This window comes from Rhodococcus sp. Leaf233 (assembly GCF_001426165.1).
Lineage (GTDB): Bacteria > Actinomycetota > Actinomycetes > Mycobacteriales > Mycobacteriaceae > Rhodococcoides > Rhodococcoides fascians.
Genome location: NZ_LMRO01000012.1, coordinates 80022 through 98694, shown reverse-complemented (window position 1 = coordinate 98694; position 18673 = coordinate 80022). Strand labels below are relative to the sequence as shown.

Sequence of the window (18673 nt, the reverse complement as noted above, 5' to 3'; positions counted from 1 at the left end):
TCCAGTTCCGGTTGACAGCGGGCGTACGGTTGTAACATTCGGCGAGGGCCAACGCCGTAGGTTGCTCGTTCACGGCGAAGGGTGTGATGGCCGCATCGTATGGGGGCGGGACCACGTGACCGATCGGACATCCGAGGAAACGCCGGACGATTCGGCTGCCGAGAGAGCGGCCGCAGCCGCGTTCGACGAGCAGATCGCGGCGGCACTCCCGAGGCGATCACACGTGCCGGGTGCGACGACGTATTTCGTGGAAGACACCTTCGAGGCGCTCGACGTGTTCCGCGGAATATTGCTCGAGCACAGCCGATTCGAGACTGTGCTGCAGGGCCTGTGCGAGCAGGCCGTCGTGGCAATTCCCGGGGCGGATATGGCGGGAGTGACCCTGCTGCATCATGATTCGGAGAATCCTGCCACCGCTGCTTTCTCGGACGCTCGCGTGGTCGATATCGATGCCGACCAGTACCGAGCGGACGAGGGTCCGTGCCTCGAAGCGGCGCGCCACGATCGGATGGTGTGCGTCCGAGTCGACGAAATCACTACTCGCTGGCCCGCATTCGCAGCCGCAGCAGCAGACATCGGAGTGCAGAGCTACCTGTCGGCACCGCTGGCAGTCGACTCCGAGCATGCAGGCTCGCTCAACATCTACGGCTTCGATGCCGGTGGCTTCAACGATATCGACGAAGTGGTGGTGAAGATGTTCGTCACGTCGGTCGAAGCGGCAGTATGGAATTCCCGGCACACGGCTGAGGCGAAGCAGGAAGTCGTCGGTCTTCGTGCGGCGATGGCGACCAGGGCCACCATCGAGCAGGCCAAGGGCATCCTGATGGCAACGCAATCGATGACTCCCGAGGCCGCGTTCGCCGAGTTGGTGCAGCAATCGCAGCGAGAGAACACGCGAGTTGCAGTGTTGGCGGCCCGGGTGGTCGATTCGGTCGTCGGACGGCAGGATGCCGAATGGCCGTAGTGTCGGGGTAGCACGGTCCACCGAGCATCACCAATGGTTCAGCGAAGCCGAACGATCTGCATCACCGAAGGTCGAGAAGGTCAAGGCCTATGACGGACACACCGATTCACGACGAACTTCAGCATTTTCTCGACATCGACACCGGCGGGGGGAGTCGGAAGATCGAGCCGGTAGCTCGGGCCGTTCCGGCCCCGGTAGCCGTGCACGGCCCACCCCGACATCAGAGGGGTTGACGGCAAACCCAGGGGGGGCTCAGTGCGACGCAGTGGGGACGACGGCCGCGTGGACGTCGCCGCTGTAGGACGCCGGTAGTGGACTGCTGCACAGTGTGCGTGCCTCGTCGGTCGAAATTCCGAGTGCGCGGAGCACTCGCTCGGTGGTGCCGTCGACCGTCGCCGCTTCGTCGCGGTCGGGCTGTGCGAGGAGCAGACGGCCCATGGAGAGCAGCGAACCGGCGACGATCGCGAGGGCGAGATCCGGGTCGTCGACGTCGAATCTCCCCTGCGCTGCGGCCGATTCGATATCGCGACGCGACCGTGGTGCCAGGCCGCCGGCCGCGGCGAACGCGGCGGCCTCGGAGTTGAGCAGGACACGGCTTAGTTGCGGTTCGAGGCGGAACAGGCGTCCGGACAGTCTGAACGATTGGGTGAACTTCTCGACCGGATCCTCGAAACCGACGGTGAGCGAATCGAGGTAGTCGCCGACGGACTCGAGAGCGGCGTCGATGGCGGCCTGCCACAGTTCTTCTTTGCTCTCGAAGTAGTTGTAGAACGATCCGTTGCTGACGTCGGCGGCCTGCGTTATTTCGAGCACGGGTGCGTTGGTGTTCCCGTTGGCGAGTAACCCTTGCGCGGCCTGGATCAGCGCGGCTCTGGTGCGTGCCTTGCGGCGCTCGACGCGGTTGCCTTCGGTCACGATCTGCTCCTGCTCTGCGGTGTCGATGCAGCCTATCGCGAATCAATGATGACGAATTCGTCAAAAACCCTTGACGTACGGCCGTGCCGTGAGTGACGATATCGTCAACACCTTGCGAAGGCAGGGGTATCGACTTCCGGCGGCACCGAAGGACCTCATGACGACGAACGCGACGATCCCGCAGTACCGCACCGATCTGTACTCCACCGATGCGATTCTCGATCCGTACCCCCACTACGTTCGGCTACGCGCCCTCGGCCCGGTGGTGTGGCTGCCGCGCCAGCAGGTGTTCGCCGTCTCGCGCTACGCGGACTGCAAGGCGGTGCTGCTCGACGACGAGACCTTCATCTCGGGGGACGGGGTCGCACTCAATTCCGTCGCCAATCGGCTCGGCCGCGGAACGACACTGAACAGTGACGGCGACGAGCATGCAACCAAGCGATCGGTGCTGGCGCATCGACTCACTCCGAAGGCCGTCCGCAAGATGAAAGCGGCGGTGCAGGAGAAGGCCGAGAGCATCGTCGACGCGGCACTGAAGAAACAATTCGTCGACGGCGTGGACGATCTCGCGACAGCGCTGCCGATGTCGATCGTGCCCGATCTCGTCGGGTGGCCGGAGGACGGCCGCGAGGATCTACTCCGCTGGGCCGGTGCGACATTCGATTCCCTCGGCCCCGTGAATCGACACTCGATCACCGCCGTCAAGGGTGCCGCAGAGATGCTTGCCTTCTCGCGGCGCGTGGTGCGAGATCGATCGGTGATTCCGGGAAGCATGGGCGACGACGTTCTGAAGGCCGCCGACGACAACAAGATTCAGAAGTCGGCATGTCCCGCGTTGATGATCGACTACCTCGGTCCCTCGCTCGATACCACCATCGGAGCGATTTCCGGTGCCCTCGACCTGTTCGCGCGGCACCCCGAGCAGTGGCAGGCGATCAGACAGGACCCGGACCTGATCCCCAATGCGATCAACGAGGTCGTTCGATACGAGTCGCCGATCAGAGCGTTCTCGCGTCGAGCGATCCGTGACGTCGAGATCGACGGATCACGAATCCCGAAAGGTGCTCGCGTACTGGTGGTCTACGCGTCGGCGAACCGCGATGAGCGTGAATGGGACAACCCCGACGCCTTCGACATCACCCGTGACGCCGCGCGGCAACTCGGCTTCGGCTCCGGAGTGCACGGGTGTGCCGGCCAGGGGCTTGCCCGTCTGGAAGCCCAGACCATGCTCCGGGTGCTGGCGCAGCGGGTCGAGAAGTTCGTTCCCGCAGGAACACCCGTACGAGCTGTCAACAACGTCATTCATCGATACGAACGGTTGCCGCTGAAATTGGTGGCAGCAGAAGGGACACAGCCATGAGGATCGACGTCGATTGGGATCGCTGCGAGGGCCACGGCATCTGTGCCGAACAGGCACCCAAGGTGTTCAGCCTCGATGACGAGGGCGAACTGCACTACGCCTTCGATGGCAACGACATTCCCGACGACCTCGCGGCCTCGGCCCGGTCTGCGGTCGGCGTGTGTCCGGTGGCGGCACTGCGAGAACAGGTGTGAGCTCTCTCGAGAGCAGGATCGTCGTCGTCGGAGACTCCATAGCCGCGTGCACCGCTGTCCGCGAACTGAGGGCCCGCGGACTCGAAGGTCCACTGACGATGATCGGGGCCGATGCCGACGGTTGCTACGCGCGGCCGCCGTTGTCCAAGCACGTGCTCAAAGGCGAAGCAGCCGAGGCGGAAACGTGGGATCTGTCGGACCTCGGGATCGAGGCGATCGGTGATCGGGCCGTGTCGGTGAATCCCGAGGCCCACACAGTCACGACCGCCGCCGGTACCGATGTTCCGTACGATCGGTTGATCGTCGCCACCGGAGCGGCTGCACGTCGCATTGCGGCTCCCGGGCAAAGGGGCGAGACGGTGCTGCGGACCTTCGACGATGTTCGGGCACTACGCCCGAAACTCGATGCGGCGCAGACGGCGATCGTCGTCGGTGCCGGATTCCTCGGCATGGAGGTCGCCAGTGCGTGCGTTTCTCGCGGAATCGCAGTCACCGTCGTGGACGTCGACCCTCCGTTGACACGGCTACTGGGTACCTATCTGTCCGACGCGATTACCGCGCGTGCCGAGGCCGCGTCGGTCGAGTTTCTCCGCGCGGACAGCCCGGTTACGTTGACGGGCAACCCCGTTACCGGGATCGAGTTCGCGGGCCGCATCCTCGACGCCAATGTGGTGGTCACCTGTGCCGGTGATGTGCCCGAGACCGAGTGGTTGAACGGCACCGGAATTGCCGACGATCGAGGTGTTGCCATCGACGAGCGCTGCGCCACAGCAGTTCCCGACGTGTTCGCCGCAGGCGACGTCGCGTATTCACGTGCCGGTTCCGGTCGAGCGCCGTTCTGGTCCAATGCCGTCGCGCAGGGCAAGGTCGCAGCGGCCTCCGCGCTCGGTCTCGAACCCACCTGTGCGCCCGCCGACGACTACTTCTGGACCGAGATTCTGGGACTGTCCATCAAGGTCGTCGGTCCTCTTCCGCTGCTGGGTAATCCGACCGTGCTCGAGGGTTCCGTCGACGACGGATCGGCGCTGCTGCAGTGGAACCACGAGGACGGCCGCACGACCATCGTTGCCTACGGCATGAAGAAGGCCGTCGGACTGCTCCGACGGCTTGCTCGCGACTCCGCTGTTCCCACTACGTAAGGAATTTCATGGCTTTCGGCTCTGCGTCCGGTCTGGTTCGTCGTCTTCCCGAGGCGGTCGGGCTCGCCCGGGCAGCGATCGGTATCGCCCACATGGTTGCGCCCACTCGCGCCAACGAACTCCTCGCCGGGCCCGATGCTGCGGTAGCAACGACGCGAGCTGCGGCTCGCACCTTCGGAATTCGGGAAATCTACATCGGCGGCGGGCTCTACGCGGCAACTCGGTACGCGCCGAAGGCCGTGCGCACTCTGCTGCGAGCAGGTGTAGCCGTCGACGTCTGGGACACCGCGGCGTTCGCGCTCACCGCTCACCTGCCGCAACGAACGAGAACAGCCGGCTGTGCAATTGCCGGAGGCTTCGTGATCGCCGGCGCGCTGGCAGACCTGCAACTGGACCGGTAGTCGGCGGTGGACAACATCGCTCGAGTCGTTCGCGCGGCGAGCATCAGTGCTGTTCGCCTCTACAACCGACTGGAAGTGACGGTAGCGCAGACGGTTCCGGACACCCCTGTGCTGTTCGTCGCCAACCACGGGTTCGGCGGAGTCATCGATCTCAACGTGTTCGCATTCGCGGCCGCATACGACGAGCTCGGTATCGACCGCGAGCTGATCACGCTGACCCACCAGATCGCGTGGACTCTGCATGCCGAGAAGCTGATCGAACCCTTCGGTGCCAGGCCCGCCGGGCGACATACGGCCCTGGACGCTTTTGCGGAGGGTAGCAATGTCCTGGTCTTCCCGGGCGGTGACGTCGATGCATTGAAATCGTGGCGGCATCGCAACGACATAGTGTTCTCGGGTCGGACCGGGTTCGCCCGGTTGGCAATCGAGGCGGGGGTGCCGGTCGTCCCCGTCGTCACAGCAGGAGCGGGGGAGTCCCTGCTGGTACTCAGCAGTGGTAAGCGGTTGGCGAAGGCACTGAGGTTGGACAAGGTACTGCGGCTCAAAACGCTTCCGTTGTCGGTGTCCATTCCGTGGGGCGTCAATCTCGGTCTGGTTGGGCTTCTTCCGTACCTGCCGCTGCCCACCAAACTCGAAACGACGGTGCTCGCACCCATGCGCCCCGAGGCCGACGAATCGGCGGAGGAGTTCGCGGGGCGGGTGCACTCGGCTATGCAAGCCGAACTCGACGAACTGACGAAGGATCGGCGACCCGTCATCGGATGACTCGCCGAGCCGGGATTGCCGTCATACTCGAACCATGCGTTCGAAGCAGAAGATTCTCGACGCCACCCTCGGGCTCATTGCCGAGGGTGGGTTCGAGGATGTCACCATTGCGGCGGCTGCGCGGGCGGCAGGCGTGACGCGCCAGACGGTGTATTCGATCTTCAGCACGCGCGAGGACATGATCTCGGAGGCGATGGTCGGTCTTGTCGTCGACGTGATCGGTGGCATCCGGGCAAAGGCCGATCAGGCCGAGACGCCGTCCGAGTTCGTCGTAGAGACTATTGTGGCTGCACGCAACCTCATTCGACGAGAACCGGTGCTCAATTCTCTGATGCGTTCAGGCAACGCCAACCCGTTGTTCGATCCGGACATGATGGATCGGGCCGAGCCGGTGGCGCGTCAATTCCTCGATGGCTACATCGAACGGAACCCACAATTCGATTCGACTCGGTTCGAAGGTATCGAGCGAGTGCTGGTTCGAGTGGCGCTGTCCGTCATCTTGTTCGACGACGCGCAGATCCACGACGACGACGGTTTGCGGTCATACCTGCGGCGCTGGCTGATTCCGCTCCTGTTCTGACGGACCCCCAAAAACTTGACACCATAAGCCGCATCTGTCTAGTTTTGCTTCGCACGTGCACGTGACACAGGTCTCGGTGCGCGCTGCTGCACACCATTGGGGGGTTCGTGTCGAATTTGAATCGCCGGTCGTTTCTCGGCGCGACTGCGGTTGCGGGATTGGCCGCACTATCGGGCGCGGGGGTGGCGCGAGCAGCGGGCGGGCGACGCGTCCAGATCCCGCTGACCCGCGAGGATCATCGTGTGGTGATCATCGGATCGGGGTTCGGCGGTGGCGTCGCCGCGTTGCGCCTGGCCGAAGCCGGGGTGCCGGTTCTGGTGCTCGAGCGCGGAAGGCGTTGGAACACAGGCCCGAATGCGGACACGTTTCCCGATGCAACGTCACCGGACAAGCGGATGCTGTGGCACGGTTCGAGTCCCAACCTGTTCGGCAGGCCAGTTCCGTTCGATCCGTACGTCGGCCTCCTCGAGGCGGTGCCCGGAGACAATATGACTGCGCTGTGCGCGGCCGGTGTCGGAGGCGGATCCCTGATCTACCAGGGAATGACACTGCAGCCATCGCAGCCGGTGTTCGAGGAACACTTTCCGGCCGGTCTGGATTGGCCGACTCTGAATCGGGTGCACTACCCACGCGTGGCGCGGATGTTGCAGCTCCAGCAGGCTCCCGACGAGTTGATCGGTACGCCCAATTATCAGGCGGCGCGGGTGTTTGCGGCCAGTGCTCGTCGAGCGGGTCTGCCGGTGTCCAAGATCCCGATGCCGATCGACTGGAACTTCGCCCTCGACGAGACGCGCGGGGTGATGGCACCGTCGTACACCGATGGGTCCGGTGCATTCGGAGTCAACAACGGCGGTAAGCACTCCGTGGACGTCACCTACATCGCGGCCGCCGAGGCGACGGGACTGGCCACGGTCGCGACGCAGCACGATGTCACGAGTGTCGAGCGGCGTGCCGACGGCCGTTGGACGGTCTATGTCGATCGAATCGATTCCGACGGAACGGTTCTGGAGAACAAGGTTCTGACCGCCGGCACGCTGATCATGGCAGCCGGAAGCCTGAACACCACCAAACTGCTCGTACGCGCCGGAGCGACCGGAGGCATTCCCGATCTCCCGAACGAGTTGGGGCAGGGCTGGGGCACCAATGCCGATCGCATCTACGTGTGGTCGAGCATCGAGCAGCAATTCGGTGCACCCCAAGGCGGACCGGTGGTGTTCGGCAGCCTGAACTGGGACGACCCGAACACTGCACACACCGTCATCCAGGCCTCGATACCGCCGTTGTCGTTCGATGCCCACAGCACGATGCTCGTCGGGTACGGAGTCAGCAGCGGCCGCGGCAATTTCGGCTACGACTCCTCCATGGACCAGGTGCGACTACACTGGCCGGCCAACGGCGACAGCCTGATTCAGGACGGTTCGATCGATCCGACGGTGCGTCGTATCGCCGGATCGGGCAGTGTTCTCACCGATACCAATGCACTGTTCCCGTCCACCTGGCATCCGTTGGGTGGGGCCAACATGGGCGCAGTATGTGATCTTGACGGTCGTGTCCACGGCCAGCGAGGACTGTATGTCCTCGACGGGGCACTCATGCCCGGCACCACCGCAGCGTGCAACCCATCCATGACCATCGCCGCACTGGCCGAACGTGCGCTGGACAACATCGTTGCCGACGACATCGGCACCGTTATCTGACCCCCACCAGAAAGAGACCGATGCATCTGTACCGCAACATGATCGGCGTCGCAGTCACCGCCGTGCTCGCGTCTTCCCTGACCGTGCTTGGAGGCTCGGCAGCGAATGCCGACCCCGTCGACGACTTCTACGTCCCTCCGGCTCAGGTCGTCGACGACCCGGGGGCCGTGTTGCGGACGCAGCCGATGTCACTGTTCGCGGCTCTGCCCGGTGCGGACGGTGCCTACCCCGTTCAGGCGCAGCGGGTGCTGTACACGTCACGGACGCAGGACGATACGCCGGTGGGCGTGTCGGGCACGTTCATCGAGACCGAGGTGCCCTGGCGTGGTGCAGGCCCGCGGCCGACCATCGTCGTCGCGCCCGGCACGGTGGGTCAAGCCGATCAGTGCGCTCCTTCTCGTGCGTTTCCGACGACTGTCAACGCTGTGACACAACCATTGTCGATCTCGTTCAATCAGGAGTTGTTGTCTTCCACTCTGTGGGGATCGATGGGTGCCAACGTGTTCGTGACCGACTACATCGGGTTGGGAACGCCCGGTGTGCACACCTATGTCAATCGTGTCGAGCAGGCTCATGCGGTGCTCGACGGTGCTCGTGCCGCGAACGAGCTTCTCGGTGATACCGATGCACCCGTTGGTATCTGGGGGTACTCCCAGGGCGGTGGGGCGGCAGCCGCGGCGGCCGAACTCGCCTCGGAGTACGCACCAGGTCTGAATGTGAAGGGTACGTGGGCCGGTGCTCCCACAGCGGACTTGCTCGAGGTGTTGAAGACCGTCGACGGGACGCTGATCGGAGGGGTGATCGGCTATGCCCTCAACGGGTTCGTAGAGCGGGATCCGAGCTTGCTGCCGCTCGTCGAAGAGCGACTCACCGATCACGGCAAGGCAGTGCTGAACGATCTGTCGACGCAGTGCATCGGCGACACCATTCTGAAGTACCCGTTCCTGCGAACCGAATCGTTGACCGCGGACGGCAAGTCGATGCTCGAGAACTTGGGCACCATTCCGCAGGCGGGTCGCATCCTCGAGGCTCAGCGGATCGGTCGCAGTACTCCGAACGCACCGGTGATGATCACCAGCGGACTCAACGACGACACCGTGCCGTACGGTCAGGCCCGGCAGTTGGCTCAGGATTGGTGTGGGCGAGGTGCCACGGTCGAGTTCCGAACCAACCCGTTGCCGCCGATCCTGCAGGGTGCGGTGTTGCCCAACCACTTCGGGCCACAGCTGATCGACGGGTACGGCGGCGCCGCTGCAGCGTTCCTGATGGATCGGTTCGCCGACGTCCCCATGGCACCATGCTCCATGGGTTGATCGGCGGCCGCAGGCGCTGGCGGCTGGTGCGAGAATTTGTACTGCGAAATCGTTGTCCCGCAGCCTCGACCGTCGAGCAGCGTGCCCATGACTATGTGGCGATAGCAGACGCGTTCGGGCTGTGCTGGCCGCCGGATGGACAGCGTGCCAGGGCACTGCTGACCAGTTTCGGCGACCGGGATCCGGATGCCGTCCTTGCCACGATGCGCCCGGTTGCGGCTCCTGTTCGGCTCCACCCGGTGGTTCGGGTGTGGAATCGTGCCGTTGGCTAGGGCCGCGTCGACACCGCTGCGCTCGACACTGCTGCGGTCGCGGCGTCGGGTGGAGGTTGTCATTGCCGGCGGTGGTCCGGACATTGTCTTTCAGCCGATCGTCCGTGCACGCGATGGCGTGATCGAGGGATACGAGGCCCTGTCGCGTTTCCCGGCGGGCGGCGGTGACACCGAGGCGTGGTTCGCGGATGCAGCGCAGTGCGGCCTCGGTCCTGCTCTGGACAGATCTGCGGCCGTCAAGGCATTGGGCGAATCAGCGCGTCTGCCGGATGGTTGCTTCGTTGCGGTGAACCTCAGTGCTGCAACGCTACTGGTCGATGCCGCCCTCGTGGATGTGCTGCTCGACTTCGGCCGACGACGGTCACTGGTAATCGAGCTCACCGAACATGCCGCCCAGGACGACGAGGATGCGGTGATCGCAGTGTTGGCCGAACTTCGACGCGGCGGCGTCGCTGTCGCAGTGGACGATGTGGGATCCGGGTACGCAGGTATGCGGCAGCTCGTCGTGCTCGAGCCGCAGATCGTCAAACTCGACGCGTTCGTCGTTCACGGCATGAAAGGCAATCGCGTGAAGTCGGCCTTGGCCGAACTGGTGCTCGAGTTCGCGCGAAAAACCGAGGCCAGGTGCGTGTTCGAGGGCATCGAGACCGACGACGACCTCGAAGCGGCCACGTCGATCGGGGCCGACCTGCTGCAGGGCTTTCGAGTGGGCCGCCCTGCGGCGGTGTAATCAGATCTGACCAGCAGGTTGAGTACGGCCCAACTGTGGGTATGCGGCGGACTAGGAACGAGACGAGTTCCGAAGGCCGATGCGGTCGAACGGGAGACACGCGGCACCACCACCGAGGGTGAATCGAAGGAGACGGACTGATGGCCGATGACGACAGTGACATCAAGACGGAGTTCGATGACCTCGTCAACATGACGGCGAAGGAACTCGACGAGTTTCTCGGCACCAACGACTCGAAGGACGTCGGGCAAAAGAAGGAGGGCGGCGAGTCGACGGGCCACGAGAGCGGCCGCCGCATCGTCGAAATCCTGAAGACGAAGAAGGCGGACCTGTCCGACGACGACTACGAGCACATGCGAAAGGTCGTCGGTTACTGCAAACGACACCTTGCTCAGCGGCCCGACGGGGACATCACCGACACCAAATGGCGCTACTCACTGATGAACTGGGGCCACGACCCGAAGAAGAAGTGATCTCGGTTCGCTGACGGGAGGTTTGCTCCACTCGGGCCCCGGCTGCGGGAATTCCGCCACCGGGGCCCAGGAGTGGAGCAGACATTGCTCACACCGTGGAGGACCCGACTAGCGCATCTACGACGAGAAGCTCGCTCGCTTCGAGGCCTCGCGCGCCACCACTTCCTCGGCCGCGACGATGACGTCGTCCACATCGGCACTCTTGACGACGACCACTCCGTCGGCGTCGGCGACGATGAGGTCACCGGGTGAGACGACGACTCCTCCGAGCGCGACCGGCTCGTTCAGTCGGCCCGGCCCGTTCTTGTAGGGACCCGCCGGTGTGACACCGCGTGCGAATACGGGCAGACCCAACTCGGCCAAGGCGTCGGCATCGCGCACGGCACCGTCGATGACGAAGCCGGCGATGCCGAGCGATTTGGCGCGAATACCGATGAGATCGCCGATGAGGGCGCGTGTGTCGTCACCTGAGCCGTTGACCACGATGACGTCGCCGGGGCGGGCGTCGTCGAGAGCCTTGTGAATGTAGAGGTTGTCGCCCGATCGAGTCCAGACGGTGTACGCCCGGCCGGTGACTGCTGCTCCGGCCCAGATGGGCCGCAGTCCGGCGATTATGCCGAAGCGCTCCTGGGCATCGCCTACGTTGGCTGCGGGCACTCGAGAGAAGCGTTCGATCATGTCGTCGGATACGGCAGTGGCGGAATAGGTTTCGGTACTCATGAGATCAATGCCTTTCGGGTGACTTATTGCTGGTCGGCGAGCAGTTCGGCGATGATCGGTTCGATCTCGGTTTCACGCTGTTCCCACAAGGTCGCGACGTCTGCACCGGAGACCCAATCGGGCTGCGTCGCTGCGCCGGTCAGCTTCTCGGCGACCGCCGGATCGGCCAGTGCAGTCTCGAGGGCATTCTGCAGCGTGGTCATCGTCGCGTCCGGGGTGCCCGCGGGAGCGCTGATGGCGAAGTTGTTGGTCATGAACGGGGCGTCGTATCCCTCGCTCGCCAGCGTCGGTACCTCGGGGATGAGCTTGTTCTGCTCCTCGGTGAGTACCGAGAGGATGTTCACCTCCCCCGATGCGAACTGGCCGTAGAAGCTCGAGACTCCGCCGAGGGCGAAGTCGGTCTCACCCGAGACCAGGGCCGAGATCTTGTCGGCACCACTGTTGTAGTGGACGATGTTGAAGTCCAGGCCGAGGGTGTCTTCGAGGGTGCGGAGGTTGACGTGGTCGTCGCCGGCCCTGGAATCGGTGCCCACGGTGATGGACCCCGGGTTGGCCTTGACGGCGTCGAAGAGCTCGGCAATGTTTTTGTACGGGCTGGACTTGTTGACCCCGATCACGATGTCGTTGGAAGCGAACGAACCGATGGGCGAGAAGCTTTCGCGATCGAACCCGGCTTTCTTGCTCGGGTCGAGGTATCGCCCGAGGATCGACGGGATGTTGGTGAAGCCGATGGTCTCACCGTCCGGCTTGGCGTTGGCCAGGTAGTTCAGTCCGACGACCTGGCTGCCGCCCTCCTTGTTGACGACCTTGACCGGTACACCCAGTTCGGTCTCCATGGCGGGGGCCATGATTCGGGCCAGGATGTCGTTGCCTGCGCCTGCGGCAGACGGGACGACCCATTCGACGGTGGCACCGTTCCGTGGGAACGATGCTCCGGAATCGGCTGTGCTCGAGCCGCATCCGGCAATCAGGGCGGCGGCGGAGATGGCCGCGACCAGGGTGGGCAGTGTTCTCATGAGACGGGCTCCTCGATGGGCTGGGTTTGGGTGGCGCGGCGGGAGAGGATGCGAGCGAGGACGGGGCGCAGCATTCCGAACAGAACGGCTGCGATGAAGACGAGCAGGAGAACCTTGTTGATGGGACCTTCGACGAAGACGCCGTAGTCCCCGCGAGAGAGCGAAAGTGAACGCTGAAAGTTCTCCTCGAGCAGAGGCCCGAGGATCAGGGCCAGCACCAGTGGAGTCAGAGGAATCTTGGTGAGGTGGAACAGGTATCCGATGACGCCTGCGCCGAGCATGATGAAGATGTCGAAGACGCTGCCGTTGATGCTGTAGACGCCCAGGAACATGAAGGCCAGGATCATCGCCATCAGGTAGTGGAACGGGATCTTCAGTACGGCAATCCACAGGCGAACCAGTGGCACGTTGAGAATCAGCAGAATGATGTTGCCGACGAGGAAGCTGGCGATGATGGTCCAGGCCACTTCAGGGTTGTCGCGGAACAACAGTGGGCCGGGGATCAGACCGTTGATGGTGAAGGCGCTGGCCATGATGGCTACGGTCGCGGAGGTGGGGATGCCGAGGGTGAAGAGCGGAATCATCGACGACAGTGCGAGTGCGTTGTTGGCCGATTCCGGTCCGGCGACACCCTCGACGGCACCCTTACCGAATTGCCCGGGACGCTTGGTGAGCTTCTTCTCCATCGCATAGGACGCCAATGAGGTTGCAGCACCCGGAGATCCGGGGAGCAGGCCCATGAAGAAGCCGATGACGGAGCCGCGCATCGTGGGGCCTGCAGACCTGGTGATGTCCGTCTTGGTGGGCAGCAGCTTTCCGACGGCGAGTGGTCGTCGGCCGGCACCGCCCGCCGAGCGGGCTTGGATGAGAATTTCGGTGAGACCGAAGCAGCCCATCACAACGGCCACGAGTGCGACGCCGTCGAACAGTTCCGGCATGCCGAACGTGAACCGCTGGATGCCTTGGCCGGAGTCGATGCCCACCGACGCGATGGCCAGGCCGAGCCCCACACTGATCAGCGCTTTCGCGGGGTTGTTGCCCGAGAAACTGGTGATCAGGGCCATGCCGAGGAGTGCGACGAGAAACAGTTCGGGAGCACCGAATTCAAGTGCGAATCGGCTGAACGGGGCGACGACGACGAATCCGACGACGCCGACCAGTCCGCCGACGAACGACGCGAGTGCGGCAACGACGAGGGCGGGACCGCCGCGTCCGCTCTTGGCCATCTCGTAGCCGTCGAGTGTCGTTGCGATGGAAGACGCCTCACCGGGAATGCGCAGTAGGACCGCGGTGACAGTGCCGCCGAATGCTGCGCCGTAGAGGATGGCGGCGAGCATGATCAGCGCCGTGGTGGCGTCGAGGCCGAAGGTGATCGGGATCAGCAGCGACACCGCAGCGGCGGGGCCGAACCCAGGGAGGACGCCGACGAGCATGCCCAGTACGCAGCCGAGGAGTGCGAAGAGCAGATGCGTCGGAGTGAGGACGTTGACGAAACCTGCCATCAGATCGGGAAATCCCATGACTCACAACCCCCAATCGGCGAGGAACGGAATGGAGGAAGCCGGCAGTGCGGTGCCGAGCCAGACGTCGAACACCAGTCGGGTGGCGAGTGTGGTGGCCACTGCGACGCCGATGGCAACCACTGGGGTGCGCTTCCCGACGAACGTCAACACGACGGCGAGCATCAGCGCCATCGAGAGCGTGTAGCCGAGGGTGGGGAGGACCAGTGCCGCGCCGGCAATCGCGGCGACGACCACTCCGATTCTGATCCAGCCTGCGCGGTCGGGGAGTTCGGTCTCGTCGGCGTCTTCCTCGTTGTCGCTGGAGAGGAACGCGACGGCCGCAGAGGTGGCGGGTTCGAGTTCGAGTTCCGGTTCGGGTGCCGTCACCCGCGGCGCTCGGACGAGCTGTATCGCCCACATCGCGCCGCCGAGGATCATTCCGAGGCCGCCCACCAGGGGCAGGAAGCCCGCGCCGACGCCGGGTTCGGCGGCGATGCCGTACCCGGTTGCCATGGTGACGGTCGCCAAGCCGACGACCAGCGTCGCGCCGAGCACGATCCATTCGATCGTGTGTTGTGTGCCGAGCAGTATCTTCACGGCCGGCTGCCTTTCTGACGATATGTTCGGATGTGGCCTGGAGGGGTCGGCCGGATTGCTGTGCTTCACGTCACTTGCAATCTTGCACAGGTTTACAGGATTGTGGTTGAGTGTGTCAACAGACACAGTGGAAAGTGGAGGGTATGAGCTTCCGAACAGTGGTTGCCAGTAGCGGGAAATCGCTCAGCGCGTCCGAAAAACGTGTCATCGCAGTACTTCTCGGAGAGCCCGAACCGTCGAGTCTGCGGGCGGCCCCGGTCGCGGCCCGTGCACAGACGCATGAGTCGACGGTAGTGCGTCTTGCGCAGAAGCTCGGCTACAGCGGCTTCCCCGACCTTCGTGCCGACCTGGAGCGTGACAGCCCAGAACCGGTTGCGGCATCGGCACTGATGAGGAGCGACACCGGGCATGAGCTTGCCGTGTTCGCTCGCGACGAAGCGCGTGCTCTCGAACGATTGTCGAGTTTCATCCCACAGGAGCAGTTGGTGGAGGTGGCTACGGCGATTCACCGTTCGCGGGTGGTCTACCTGTTCTCCAAGGCCGACGAGCGGCCCGCGTTGGACATGCTGGCACGACGGCTCCGCAGGCTCGGCCTGGTGGTCGTCGAGCTCGGGCTCGGAGGGAAGGACCTTGCCGAGCGGTTCGTCAGCTTCACCGAGGACTCCGTCCTGATCGCCTTTGCCCTGCGCGAGGCACCGTCGCAGCTGCCTGCGCTGGTCCGGGAAGCGGAACGACGCGGCGGCACGTCGATCCTCATCAGCGACGCGCCGGGATATCACTTTCGCCCCGCGCCGACGCATCTGCTCGTCGCCCAACGTGGTGACGATTCGGAATACAACACCCTCATCATTCCCATTGCCATTGCGTACGCGCTGCAGTTGGCCATCTTCCACCTCGATCCCGATCGGTACGGGGCGGTGCGCGACGACATCAACGACGTGTCGAGGTTGGTCGGAGGAACCGACGAAATTCCCTTGCGCTGATGGCTTCTCGTGACTCCATTGCTCTGACCGTTCAGGCCACGGCTGCGCAAGCAGGATGGGTCGGGGTCCGGTTGATGATCGGCTATCGGGCGATTGCCGAGGGCGCCGACACTCGAACGCTTGCAGTGATCGCGGCACTGTTCGCTGCGCCCGCAGTATTGGCGGCCCTGCCGATCGGCCGCATCGCCGACAGGTTCGGCGGGCCGGTGGTCATCGCATCGGGAATCCTTCTGTGCTCGATTGCAACCGGTGTACTCGTTGCGTTTTCGGCAATGTGGGCATTGCTCTTGTGTACGGCCGCGTTCGGACTGGGCAATCTGCTCATCATGATCGGGCAACAGGCGTTCGTCGCACACGTCCACGTCGACGGCAAGAACGAAAGTGCCTTCGGTGCACTAACTGCCGCCGCGTCGATGGGTCAGTTGGTCGGGCCGCTCGCTGTGACGGCCGTCGCGTCGAGATACGGCGGCGCGAGCGTCGAGAGTCCGAACACGACGGCAGGCATCCTCACTGCTGGGGCCTTCACCGCGGTAGCACTCCCCACCGCACTGTTCTTGATTCTCGGCCGCAACCACATTCGCGCGGAGAAGCCCGCCGAGGGGGAAGCGTCGGGGCTGAAATTGTTGAGGCTGCCGGGTATGTGGCAATCGTTGACGGTCAGCGGCGCGGTGCTCGTGACGGTCGATCTGCTCTACGCCTTCGTGCCCGCGTGGGCCGTCGAGCGTGGGGTGTCGGTGACGACTGTGGGGTGGCTGCTGGCGTTGCGTGCCGGGGTGTCGGTGGTCAGCCGAGTGGGGCTCGGCAGACTCGACGCCAAGTTCGGTCGTACTGTGCTGCTGAATGTTTCGCTGGCGGCGGGCGCGACCGCTCTCGCCGTGCTGCCGTTCGTACAGGCCGTCGGAGCCATCGGAGTCATGATTGCACTCGGCATCGCGTTGGGTATTCCGCAGCCACTGACCATGTCGTGGGTGGTGTCGATCGTGCCGAAATCCACGCAGGGAGAGGCGTTGGGATTGCGGATGTCGGCCAACAGATCGGCCCAGATCCTCATCCCACTGACGGTCGGCGCACTCGCCGGCCCGTTCGGGGTGACGGGCATTCTGCTCGGCAATGCACTGGTGCTCGGGGGATCGATCGTCGCGGCCTCGCACCCACGGAGCCGACCCTGAGCAATTGACGCTCCACTCGACGCCTCGGTCGCGAGGATTCCCCGACTCGGGGCACAGAGTGGAGCGCAAGTTGCACACGCACCGATACTGGGCTGATTCAGCTGGGATGGGTGGACATCTTCACGTGCGGGATTCCCGCTTCCAGGTATTGCTCTCCCACTCGAGTGAATCCGAATCGCCCGTACCATTTTTCGAGGTGAGCTTGCGCGGACATCTCGACCACCCCGGGGTACGCCTTCAGCGCGGCCTCGACGAGCTGTCCGGCATATCCGCGGCCACGGCCGGCAGTCGCGGTCGCGACGCGGCCGATGTGGACCGTGTCGTCGACGAGCACTCGGAGAGTGGCCAACACCTCGCTGTTCTCGTCCTGGATCCAGAACAGTTCGGTCGTCGGAAGTAGGTCCGCGCCATCGAGTTCGGCCTCGTCGACGATCTTCTGTTCGTGTACGAATACCGCGACTCGAAGGGCCAAGATGCGGTACAGAGTGCTCGGATCGACGCGTGAGAGCGGTGCGTGATGGAGGGTGGTCATCGGGTCCTTTTCGTGGTTTCGGTTTCGCGATTCACACCGCGAGCGGCACAACGGTTCCCGGCGGTACGTCGTTGTATCGGGCCGTGATCTTGTTCAGTTCCAGCTGGTAGTACATGGACTGCAGGCCGAAGACGAACGTGAGCAGAAGTCCGACGACCGAGCTGCACGTCGGCTGAAGGCCGGCCGCGCGTTGGGCGTCGGCGATGCGGTTTCCTGTGTTGTAGTAGCTGATCAACGGCGCGATGATGGTCCAGCCGAGGAGGAGCAGAACCAGCAGTGGTCCGACGACCGGCGGGTCGACCTTGCGTCGGTCGAAGTCCGCCATCTCACGGTGGATGAGGTAGTACCAGACGAAGTGGTAGATGCCGAGAGTGATGAGCGGCAACAGGATCCACACGACAACGGGGTTTCGCCGCTTCATCGCACTACCTTGAGCAACCGGACCGGTCATGATGCTCCCCCCAACCTTGTCGGACGCGACAGACGCCGCATGTCCGTGGACCACACGATTCTCCCACGTCGTTGGGTCCGTACGCGAGGTCTCGCTCCGTGCACGGCACTCACGCAGTCGCTGGTAGCACGTCGAACCCCATCCCGCACAACACCGTCCGGAGGTGTGAGTCGTAGAGCGCGTCCACACTCGAGACCAGGCGTGGCAAATTGCCGAACTGTTCGGAGACGAGAAAACCCAAGATCGACGCCCAGGCGTTGAGTCCTACCGCCGCTATGCGCAGAAGGTGTTGGCGGTCGATACTTTTCGCGAGAGCAGTCTCTTGCAGATCGAGCAAATAGGTCCCGAGATCGCCGGGCTCGAGCAGTTCGGGGATCTGGCACCGAGTCAGGTCTGCCGATCCGTTCTCGACCGCAGCGAGATAGACCACCATCGGTGAAAGTAGTGCGCGGCTTGCTGCCGGGCCGGTCACTGCGGCGTCGGCGTGAAAGCCGGCGATGGGGGTTCCGAAGATCAGCGCGAAATCGTGGGGGTGGGCGAGCGTCCACTGTCTGATTGCGTGGCCCATGGCCCACCACTGGGCCTGCAGATCATGTGGGTCCGCGTCGGTTCGAGCAGCGTCGATGGAGTCGCCGAGCGCGGTGTATGCGTCGATGCAGAGCGCTCCGATCAAGGCCGATTGGTTGTCGAAGTACCGGTAGATCGCCGCCGAGGACATTCCCATTTCCCGTGCGACAGCACGCAAGGACAACCCGCCCGGCCCGTGTTCGGCCAGATGCGCACGAGCCCGCGTCTTGATCTCGTCGACGGTCTCCTTACGTCGAGCTTCTCGACGCGATGGTGCAGCTGCTCCGCCCACTGTGACCACTCCTCCCGATCCTGTCTTCCCGTGCCCCGTTG

20 protein-coding genes and 1 pseudogene are annotated in these 18673 nt (G+C 64.0%); 13 read left to right on the top strand and 8 right to left on the bottom strand.

From position 1 onward, the window contains the following. Window positions 1-115 precede the first annotated feature (115 nt). Window positions 116-964 (top strand): GAF and ANTAR domain-containing protein, encoded by an 849-nt coding sequence (locus ASH04_RS20140; RefSeq protein ID WP_057474364.1) that lies wholly within the window; start codon window positions 116-118, stop codon window positions 962-964. Window positions 965-1216: 252 nt separating this feature from the next. Here the strand turns inward: ASH04_RS20140 and ASH04_RS20135 are convergent, their stop codons facing one another. After that, window positions 1217-1879 (bottom strand): TetR/AcrR family transcriptional regulator, encoded by a 663-nt coding sequence (locus tag ASH04_RS20135; RefSeq protein ID WP_032374898.1) that lies wholly within the window; start codon window positions 1877-1879, stop codon window positions 1217-1219. A gap of 157 nt (window positions 1880-2036) precedes the next feature. Here ASH04_RS20135 and ASH04_RS20130 point away from each other — a divergent pair, with 157 nt between their 5' ends. The 10 genes and pseudogenes from ASH04_RS20130 to ASH04_RS20085 all read left to right on the top strand — a co-directional run bounded on the left by ASH04_RS20130 (window position 2037) and on the right by ASH04_RS20085 (window position 10803). Further along, window positions 2037-3239, top strand: a complete 1203-nt coding sequence (locus ASH04_RS20130) for a cytochrome P450 (RefSeq protein WP_032367041.1) — start codon at window positions 2037-2039, stop codon at window positions 3237-3239. After that, window positions 3236-3433, top strand: a complete 198-nt coding sequence (locus ASH04_RS20125; RefSeq protein WP_032367040.1) for a ferredoxin — start codon at window positions 3236-3238, stop codon at window positions 3431-3433. The genes ASH04_RS20130 and ASH04_RS20125 overlap by 4 nt, the downstream gene beginning before the upstream one ends. Next, window positions 3430-4572: an NAD(P)/FAD-dependent oxidoreductase gene (locus ASH04_RS20120; protein WP_057474363.1), complete on the top strand. Its 1143-nt coding sequence runs from the start codon at window positions 3430-3432 to the stop codon at window positions 4570-4572. Before ASH04_RS20125 ends, ASH04_RS20120 begins: the two co-directional genes overlap by 4 nt. 8 nt (window positions 4573-4580) lie before the next feature. Further along, window positions 4581-4973, top strand: coding sequence for a hypothetical protein (locus ASH04_RS20115; protein WP_032392145.1), 393 nt, complete (start codon window positions 4581-4583; stop codon window positions 4971-4973). A gap of 6 nt (window positions 4974-4979) precedes the next feature. Next, window positions 4980-5738: a 1-acyl-sn-glycerol-3-phosphate acyltransferase gene (locus ASH04_RS20110; RefSeq protein WP_057474362.1), complete on the top strand. Its 759-nt coding sequence runs from the start codon at window positions 4980-4982 to the stop codon at window positions 5736-5738. Window positions 5739-5772: 34 nt separating this feature from the next. After that, window positions 5773-5916: pseudogene (locus ASH04_RS27615) on the top strand (TetR/AcrR family transcriptional regulator); the annotation flags it as partial. A gap of 509 nt (window positions 5917-6425) precedes the next feature. Then, window positions 6426-8015, top strand: a complete 1590-nt coding sequence (locus ASH04_RS20100) for a GMC oxidoreductase (RefSeq protein WP_057474360.1) — start codon at window positions 6426-6428, stop codon at window positions 8013-8015. 20 nt (window positions 8016-8035) lie between these two features. Further along, window positions 8036-9328, top strand: coding sequence for a lipase family protein (locus ASH04_RS20095; protein WP_032406094.1), 1293 nt, complete (start codon window positions 8036-8038; stop codon window positions 9326-9328). Window positions 9329-9586: 258 nt separating this feature from the next. Then, window positions 9587-10330: an EAL domain-containing protein gene (locus tag ASH04_RS20090; protein WP_162247555.1), complete on the top strand. Its 744-nt coding sequence runs from the start codon at window positions 9587-9589 to the stop codon at window positions 10328-10330. A gap of 140 nt (window positions 10331-10470) precedes the next feature. Then, the gene (locus ASH04_RS20085) at window positions 10471-10803 is read left to right on the top strand and encodes a DUF3140 domain-containing protein (protein WP_057474358.1); all 333 of its coding nucleotides are present in this window, start codon (window positions 10471-10473) and stop codon (window positions 10801-10803) included. A 117-nt stretch (window positions 10804-10920) separates the two neighbouring features. Here ASH04_RS20085 and ASH04_RS20080 read toward each other — a convergent pair whose 3' ends face one another. From ASH04_RS20080 to ASH04_RS20065, 4 genes are read right to left on the bottom strand one after another with little or no spacing between them, the layout of a single operon-like run. Continuing rightward, window positions 10921-11523 carry a methyltransferase gene (locus tag ASH04_RS20080; RefSeq protein WP_032371760.1) on the bottom strand — a complete coding sequence of 201 codons (603 nt, stop codon included), beginning with the start codon at window positions 11521-11523 and terminating at the stop codon, window positions 10921-10923. Window positions 11524-11546: 23 nt separating this feature from the next. Next, window positions 11547-12539, bottom strand: coding sequence for a Bug family tripartite tricarboxylate transporter substrate binding protein (locus tag ASH04_RS20075; RefSeq protein ID WP_057474357.1), 993 nt, complete (start codon window positions 12537-12539; stop codon window positions 11547-11549). Then, on the bottom strand, window positions 12536-14059 hold the full coding sequence (locus ASH04_RS20070) for a tripartite tricarboxylate transporter permease (protein WP_082519354.1): 1524 nt from the start codon (window positions 14057-14059) through the stop codon (window positions 12536-12538). The genes ASH04_RS20075 and ASH04_RS20070 overlap by 4 nt, the downstream gene beginning before the upstream one ends. A 3-nt stretch (window positions 14060-14062) precedes the next feature. After that, a complete protein-coding gene (locus tag ASH04_RS20065; RefSeq protein WP_032392149.1) occupies window positions 14063-14638 on the bottom strand; it encodes a tripartite tricarboxylate transporter TctB family protein in 576 nt (191 codons plus the stop codon). A gap of 143 nt (window positions 14639-14781) precedes the next feature. Here ASH04_RS20065 and ASH04_RS20060 point away from each other — a divergent pair, with 143 nt between their 5' ends. Further along, entirely contained in the window at window positions 14782-15621 is an 840-nt protein-coding gene (locus ASH04_RS20060; protein ID WP_080731151.1) for a MurR/RpiR family transcriptional regulator, read from the top strand. After that, window positions 15621-16790, top strand: coding sequence for an MFS transporter (locus tag ASH04_RS20055; RefSeq protein WP_057474356.1), 1170 nt, complete (start codon window positions 15621-15623; stop codon window positions 16788-16790). The genes ASH04_RS20060 and ASH04_RS20055 overlap by 1 nt, the downstream gene beginning before the upstream one ends. A 97-nt stretch (window positions 16791-16887) precedes the next feature. Here the strand turns inward: ASH04_RS20055 and ASH04_RS20050 are convergent, their stop codons facing one another. The 3 genes from ASH04_RS20050 to ASH04_RS20040 form a co-directional block, all read right to left on the bottom strand. Continuing rightward, complete coding sequence (locus ASH04_RS20050) at window positions 16888-17322, bottom strand: GNAT family N-acetyltransferase (RefSeq protein ID WP_032389709.1); 435 nt, start codon at window positions 17320-17322, stop codon at window positions 16888-16890. A 31-nt stretch (window positions 17323-17353) separates the two neighbouring features. After that, complete coding sequence (locus tag ASH04_RS20045) at window positions 17354-17743, bottom strand: DUF4234 domain-containing protein (RefSeq protein WP_235580056.1); 390 nt, start codon at window positions 17741-17743, stop codon at window positions 17354-17356. Window positions 17744-17882: 139 nt separating this feature from the next. Then, a complete protein-coding gene (locus tag ASH04_RS20040; protein ID WP_052066810.1) occupies window positions 17883-18632 on the bottom strand; it encodes a TetR/AcrR family transcriptional regulator in 750 nt (249 codons plus the stop codon). Window positions 18633-18673: the final 41 nt, after the last annotated feature.

Coding starts and splice junctions, on each gene's coding strand:
- ASH04_RS20070 (WP_082519354.1), bottom strand. CDS start 14,059: ATGGGATTTCCCGATCTGATGGCAGGTTTCGTCAACGTCCTCACTCCG.
- ASH04_RS20115 (WP_032392145.1), top strand. CDS start 4,581: ATGGCTTTCGGCTCTGCGTCCGGTCTGGTTCGTCGTCTTCCCGAGGCG.
- ASH04_RS20080 (WP_032371760.1), bottom strand. CDS start 11,523: ATGAGTACCGAAACCTATTCCGCCACTGCCGTATCCGACGACATGATC.
- ASH04_RS20125 (WP_032367040.1), top strand. CDS start 3,236: ATGAGGATCGACGTCGATTGGGATCGCTGCGAGGGCCACGGCATCTGT.
- ASH04_RS20055 (WP_057474356.1), top strand. CDS start 15,621: ATGGCTTCTCGTGACTCCATTGCTCTGACCGTTCAGGCCACGGCTGCG.
- ASH04_RS20060 (WP_080731151.1), top strand. CDS start 14,782: ATGAGCTTCCGAACAGTGGTTGCCAGTAGCGGGAAATCGCTCAGCGCG.
- ASH04_RS20075 (WP_057474357.1), bottom strand. CDS start 12,539: ATGAGAACACTGCCCACCCTGGTCGCGGCCATCTCCGCCGCCGCCCTG.
- ASH04_RS20095 (WP_032406094.1), top strand. CDS start 8,036: ATGCATCTGTACCGCAACATGATCGGCGTCGCAGTCACCGCCGTGCTC.
- ASH04_RS20045 (WP_235580056.1), bottom strand. CDS start 17,743: ATGAAGCGGCGAAACCCCGTTGTCGTGTGGATCCTGTTGCCGCTCATC.
- ASH04_RS20050 (WP_032389709.1), bottom strand. CDS start 17,322: ATGACCACCCTCCATCACGCACCGCTCTCACGCGTCGATCCGAGCACT.
- ASH04_RS20085 (WP_057474358.1), top strand. CDS start 10,471: ATGGCCGATGACGACAGTGACATCAAGACGGAGTTCGATGACCTCGTC.
- ASH04_RS20130 (WP_032367041.1), top strand. CDS start 2,037: ATGACGACGAACGCGACGATCCCGCAGTACCGCACCGATCTGTACTCC.